Origin of the sequence: Stenotrophomonas sp. PS02289, assembly GCF_029960115.1 — a bacterium.
GTDB lineage: Bacteria > Pseudomonadota > Gammaproteobacteria > Xanthomonadales > Xanthomonadaceae > Stenotrophomonas.
In genome coordinates this window covers 1-5,809 of sequence record NZ_JASCOZ010000218.1, presented here as the reverse complement: position 1 = coordinate 5,809, position 5,809 = coordinate 1, and the positions used below count along the sequence as shown (strand labels likewise).

General features: G+C 66.3%; 6 protein-coding genes. 3 read left to right on the top strand and 3 right to left on the bottom strand.

Going from position 1 to position 5,809, the window contains the following annotated elements; translation table 11 throughout:
• Nucleotides 1-149 precede the first annotated feature (149 nt).
• Both QMX83_RS19600 and QMX83_RS19595 read right to left on the bottom strand, forming a co-directional pair.
• Entirely contained in the window at nt 150-545 is a 396-nt protein-coding gene (locus tag QMX83_RS19600; RefSeq protein WP_282298321.1) for a DUF3037 domain-containing protein, read from the bottom strand.
• A complete protein-coding gene (locus tag QMX83_RS19595; RefSeq protein WP_282298320.1) occupies nt 523-1,299 on the bottom strand; it encodes a HipA family kinase in 777 nt (258 codons plus the stop codon). The genes QMX83_RS19600 and QMX83_RS19595 overlap by 23 nt, the downstream gene beginning before the upstream one ends.
• 94 nt (nt 1,300-1,393) lie before the next feature.
• On the opposite strand from QMX83_RS19595, the gene QMX83_RS19590 reads away from it, so the two are divergent.
• Entirely contained in the window at nt 1,394-1,762 is a 369-nt protein-coding gene (locus tag QMX83_RS19590) for a hypothetical protein (protein WP_282298319.1), read from the top strand.
• A gap of 23 nt (nt 1,763-1,785) precedes the next feature.
• Entirely contained in the window at nt 1,786-2,103 is a 318-nt protein-coding gene (locus QMX83_RS19585) for a DUF5076 domain-containing protein (RefSeq protein ID WP_282298318.1), read from the top strand.
• 13 nt (nt 2,104-2,116) lie between these two features.
• Here QMX83_RS19585 and QMX83_RS19580 read toward each other — a convergent pair whose 3' ends face one another.
• Entirely contained in the window at nt 2,117-3,097 is a 981-nt protein-coding gene (locus QMX83_RS19580) for a hypothetical protein (protein ID WP_282298317.1), read from the bottom strand.
• 185 nt (nt 3,098-3,282) lie between these two features.
• Here QMX83_RS19580 and QMX83_RS19575 point away from each other — a divergent pair, with 185 nt between their 5' ends.
• Nucleotides 3,283-5,661: a GH92 family glycosyl hydrolase gene (locus QMX83_RS19575; RefSeq protein ID WP_282298316.1), complete on the top strand. Its 2,379-nt coding sequence runs from the start codon at nt 3,283-3,285 to the stop codon at nt 5,659-5,661.
• Nucleotides 5,662-5,809 lie beyond the last annotated feature (148 nt).

Here is a 5,809-nt window from a genome sequence, read left to right as displayed (position 1 = left end):
GGCTTGCCCGGCTGCTCTTCGCGTCACACTCCCTGCCAACGGCAGCCGGGCAAGCCCGGCTCTACGACGGCGCGTTCCGTTGCACCGGGCGTTACGACGGCGCATTCCGTTGCACCGGGCGTGTTGATGCAGTTCCACTGCGCCCGGCGTTACGCAGCCGGTACGCGAACCATCTTCCGCATCAAGTGCTCCACCACACCTTCCGGGTCGGCGGTGCGGCCGACATGCGTGCTGGACATCTGCACAATCGAACTGCGCTTGGCGGTCAAAAAATGAAAACGCGCCCGCGCCGGCAACTGCGCGATAGGCCCCGCATTGGCATCGCCTCGACAGATCGCCACGATCGCATCCAGCCACGGCTGCAATGCCTCCAGATCCAGCGCCGGCGCAAATGCCTGCATCCGCGCCACATCGATCTCGATCGCCGCCTGCAGATGACGCGCACCAGGACAGGACACGATCACCCCGACGTTGATGAATTCCTCGCGCTCGACCCGCGGCACCACGCGGATCACCGCATAGTCATACGTGTGCAGCGTGGGCACGGACGGCCTCCTGGACAAACGCGGCGCGTGCACGCAGCCGGCGTTTCAGATAATCGATGTAACCCTGGCGGTAAGCCGCCGGGCTGTCGAAGAACGGCTCATCCACCAGCCAGCTGTCCGGCACCAGTGCCACGATGCGCTCTATCTCCGCGTCGGTCATCAATGCCGCCAACGCTTCGTCCACCTCGGCAATGCGGGTGGCGAACGGCAGCAACACATGGTCACGGATCAACGGGAACGGCTTCTCACAGGCTTCGCCCGCATTGGCCCAATCGTGATGGAAGTACATCGCCGCGCCGTGGTCGATCAGATACAGCTTGCGATGCCAGACCATCAGGTTGGGGTTACGTGCGGTACGGTCGACATTGCTGGTGAACGCATCGAACCAGACAATCCGCGAGGCGAGCTCGGCATCGACCGGCATCGCCGCCGGGTCGTAATTGATCGCACCGGGCAGGTAGTCGCTGCCCAGGTTCAAGCCCTCGCTGGCGCGGATCAGATCCTGGATCTCCGGATCCGGCTCGGTGCGGGCGAACTCGCGGTCCAGCTCCACGAACATGATCTCCGGAATCGGCAGGCCCAGGGTACGGGCCAGTTCGCCGGCAATCAGCTCGGCAATCAGCGCCTTCGGGCCTTGGCCGGCCCCCCGGAACTTGAGCACGGCCATGCCTTCGTCGTCGGTCTCGACCACGGCGGGCAGGGAACCCCCTTCTCGAAGCGGGGTGATGTAACGAAGCGCGTGGACAGTGCGCACAGGGCATCCATTGACGGAACAAGCGCCGCCATCTTACCGTGGCGCGGTCACGGCCCGCAGGGGGTGGGCCGGCACAGCCGCAACGGGGCAGGGCATGGGCAAGGGATGGGCGTATCTGGCGCTGAGCATCATCGGTGCGCTGATGCTGTGGGGTACCGGCCAGTTTGACGAGGTGTCATCGCGCAGCAATCTCAATGCGCGCGAAGCTTTCTGGAACGACGCCTTTGAAAAAGAACTCCGCACCGGCACCGCCCGCATGTACGTGGAGGGTTTCCTTGCGCGCGAACAGGTGGCGCTGACCTGCCACGAGGACGCCGGTGCCACCCGCTGCACCGGCCTGGACCCCCACGCCAAAGGCGGTACCGCCACCTCGCCGATGGGCCTGGAACTCGACGTCGTCTACCAGGACAGTGCGCTGCGCAGCATCGCGCTGTCAGCCACGCCGCTCAACGTCATCAACTGATCCCTCACCACACGGAGCAACCCATGTACACGGACGAATTGACCATCCCCGACGGCGTTCTCAGCGACCCGGACGCCTTCGAGATCATGCGCCTGTGGGCCGCGCATGAAGAACTGCACGTCACCCTCAATTCCGACCTCAGTGGCGGGGCGGAAGACTTCGGCGAACTCCTGTCCGACCTGTTCGAGCACGCCGCGCGCATGTTCGCCGAGCGCGACGGGCAGAGCGTGGAGCACTGCCGGGCGGTGATGCTGGCCGACTTCATGGAGCGGGTGAAGGCTCCCAAGGAGAGCATCGAGGGCGGTATTGTCGACACCGGCGAGACAACGAAGTCGCACTGAGACCTTTTGGCCGTTACGCCAGCGGCAACGACGCGTACGCCTGGGTCATGCGGTCGTGCACCGCCCGCACGACCTCTGCCTTGGCATCCACCTGCGCTTCATTGCCATACGCGCGCAGAAAACTGCAGGCGGCATGGCCGCGTGCCCGGCGTTCGTACTCCGCGATCCACTGCAGGCGATCAGGTCGGAAGGCCTGTTCTGCCGACCACGCGGCGAACGGCGGTCGAATCCGGCGGCGGACGCCGACACGCCACGGCTTGGGCGTCAGACGCGCGCGGAAACAGTGCTGCACGCGGCACATCCGCATGTAGAGCTTGTCGGTATGCAGGGCGGCGAACAGCTGCTGCACCTCGTCGTCATGCGGCGAGAAGGTGGCATGCATGACCAGCACCCGCAGTCCTGCCGGGGTGCGGTAAGTACGCAGGTGCCAGTCCGGGTGCTTTGCTGAAAAACGCTCCACCCGGGCCAGCGCCTGCGTTTCCAGTTGTGCGCGGCGCTGGGTGTTGCGTTTCGTGCGACGGAGCATCAGCGCATTGAGCGCGATGACGACGACCGCCGCCAGCAGGAAGCCTGCCGTGCCATTGAGCAGGTTCGCGCCGAGCACCCACAACCCGCTCCAGAGCACCACCGTCAGCACCGGTGACAACGCCCAAGTGGTTGGCAGAGGAGGGTGGTCGATGTCCGCGAACAACACGTTCGGGGTGTTCAGGCACAGCGCCCCGTAACTGTTGCGGGTGATGACCAGGTCGTCCTGGCGCTCCACGATCTGCTCGCGGATGGGCACGCCGTCCACGCCATAGTTGGTCAGCCGTTCGCGGCGCGGAACATCCTGCCCCTGCAGGAGGGTGTCGAGCGCTTCCTGTACCCGCAGTTCGGCGTGGGCCTGGGCGGCCGCCACGCTGTCATCGGACCAGCCGAAGCGGCGGACCACCAGGCGGCGGCCCTTGTGCCGCGTGTCGCGGATGGCTTCGGCCCAGTATTCGGGAACGATCATGACAGTCCTTGTCGCAGCGGAGATCCAGCGCGGAGTCTAGCGCGAAGTCGCCCGGGCAATCGCCATATATCCGGGTTTAGATCGGTCGAAATCCGTGACCAACGACATGTTACGGGCCCGGCAGGCCCGGCTAGACTCGAATCGTCGCCGCGCCCTGCGTGGCCTGACCCACAAGGGAGTCCGTAGTGCACCGTACGATGCTGGTTGCTGCTTCGCTGGTCCTCACCGCCACCCCCGGCGCCCTGCAGGCCGCCGACCTCGCCGCTGAGGTCAACCCGTTCATCGGCACGACCAATGCCGGCAATGTGTATCCCGGCCCGCAGATGCCGTTCGGCATGGTCGCCTTCAGTCCGGAGATGACCCCGCTGCCCGGCAAGCGCTTTGCCATCGCCGCGCCCGGCGGTTACGAATGGCGCGGCAACGGGGTGCGCGGCTTCAGCCTGACCCACGTCAACGGCACCGGCTGCACCGGGGCCAGCGGCGACGTCCCGATCATGCCGGTGACCACGGCGGTGGAGATGTCGCCCTCATCCGTGCAGGCCGGCCTGCGCTACGCCAGCGGGCTGGACCACAAGCGCGAATCGGCCAGTCCCGGTGCCTACCAGCTCACCCTCGACAACGGCGTCACCGTCGCACTGGGTGCAACTGATCGCACGGCCGTGGGGCAGTTCACTTTCCCGGCCGACAAGCCGGCCAACCTGCTGTTCCGCACCTCCGACAGCGAGGTCGGCAGCAGCGATTCCACCATCGTGATCGATCCGGCCACCCGCACCGTGCGCGGCACGGTGACCTCGGGCAACTTCTGCGGCTACCTCGCCGAGGACCGCCGCGAGAGCTATTACACGCTGCATTTCGTTGCCGAGTTCGACCAGCCGTTCGAGGCCGGCGGCACCTGGCGCGATGAAGACGTCAGCAAGGGCGCGCGCGAGGGCGGTGGTGGCACTACCTATGGCACGCAGGGGCATCCGCCGGTGGGCAAGGGCGCAGGCGGCTGGATCAGCTTCGATGCCAAGCGCAGCCCGGTAGTGACCGCACGCATCGGCATTTCCTACGTGGACGAGGCCGGCGCACGTGCCAACCTGCGCCGCGAAAGCCCGGTGGGCACGACGCTGGCCGCCACCCAGGCGGCGGCACGCGCGGCCTGGAACCGCCAGCTGGGGCAGGTAAAGATCAGCGGCGGCACACCGGACGAGCGCACCGTGTTCTACACCGCGCTGTATCACACGCTGCTGGCCCCCAATCTGTTCAGTGACGGCGACGGCCGTTATCGCGGCATCGACGGCAAGGTCCACACCTTGTCGAAGGGTCAGAAGGCGCAGTACGCCAACTACTCCGGTTGGGACGTATACCGCTCCCAGCTGCAGCTGGTGACCCTGCTGCAGCCGCAGGTCGGCTCGGACATCGCCCAGTCGCTGCTCAACCAGGCCGACCAGAATGGCGGCGTGTGGGACCGCTGGACGCACCTGACCGGCCCGACCGGTGTGATGAACGGCGATCCATCGCCGCCATCGGTGGCGGCCATCCACGCCTTCGGCGGGCGCAACTTCGACCTCAAGCGTGCCTATGCATCCCTGAAGAAAGCGGCCACCGTGCCGACCGAGCGCGACCTCAGCCGGCGCGGCTGCCCGGTGCTGTGCGTCGGCCAGCGTCCGGGTCTCGACCAGTGGATGAAGCTGAAGTACATGCCGGTCGGTGCACCGGGCTGGGGCACTGCCTCGGACACGCTGGAAATGGCTGCCGCCGACTTCGGTCTTGCCGAGCTGGCAACGGCTGCAGGCGATAAAGCCGGTGCCGCGCTGTTCCGCGAACGCTCGGGCTGGTGGCGCAATCTTTACAACCCGAACGCGACCGCGCAGGCCGGTTACATCCAGCCGCGCAACGCCGATGGCAGCTGGCCGAAGTTCGATCCGGCCTCGGATGAGGAGTTCGTCGAAGGCAGCGGCGCGCAGTACCTGTGGATGGTGCCGTTCGATCCGGCCGGTCTGATTGCGGTGCTGGGCGGACGCGAGGCGGCGATTCAACGACTGGACGCGTTCTTCCGCAAAGAGAATGGCGACTGGGCAGTGACCAAGTCCGGTCCCCTGCACGCCGAACTGGACAACGAACCGTCCATCGCCGCGCCGTGGCTGTACAACTTCGTCGGCCAGCCGTGGAAGACCCAGGCCACCGTGCGCCAGGCGATGAAGCAGATCTGGACCAATGCACCGGAAGGCATGCCGGGCAATGACGATCTCGGCCAGATGTCGTCGTGGTACGTGTGGTCGGCGCTGGGGCTGTACCCGGTGTATCCCGGCCGCGCCGATCTGGTGATCGGCAGCCCGTTGTTCCCGGAAGCAGTGATCGAACGGCCCGGTGCGAAGATCGTCGTCAAGGCAGCGGGTGCGTCGATGGATGCGCCGTTTGTGCAGGACTTGAAGGTCAACGGCAAGGCGAGTGAGCAGAGCTGGTTGCCGGCGAGCTTCGTGCAGAAGGGCGGCAGCCTGGACTTCACCGTGGGCAGGGAGCACAACCCCAACTGGGGCAGTACAACCGTGCCGCCGTCGTACGGCCCGCAGCAACCCTGACCGTTCTTTCCGGGTGTGGCGGCAATCATGACCGTAGAGCCGGGCTTGCCCGGCTGCTCTTCGCGACACTGCATCCGCCCATGTAGAGCCGGGCTTGCCCGGCTGCTCTTCGCGGGATAAATCACGCCAACGGCAGCCGGGCAAGCCC

Coding starts and splice junctions, on each gene's coding strand:
- QMX83_RS19590 (WP_282298319.1), top strand. CDS start 1,394: ATGGGCAAGGGATGGGCGTATCTGGCGCTGAGCATCATCGGTGCGCTG.
- QMX83_RS19585 (WP_282298318.1), top strand. CDS start 1,786: ATGTACACGGACGAATTGACCATCCCCGACGGCGTTCTCAGCGACCCG.
- QMX83_RS19580 (WP_282298317.1), bottom strand. CDS start 3,097: ATGATCGTTCCCGAATACTGGGCCGAAGCCATCCGCGACACGCGGCAC.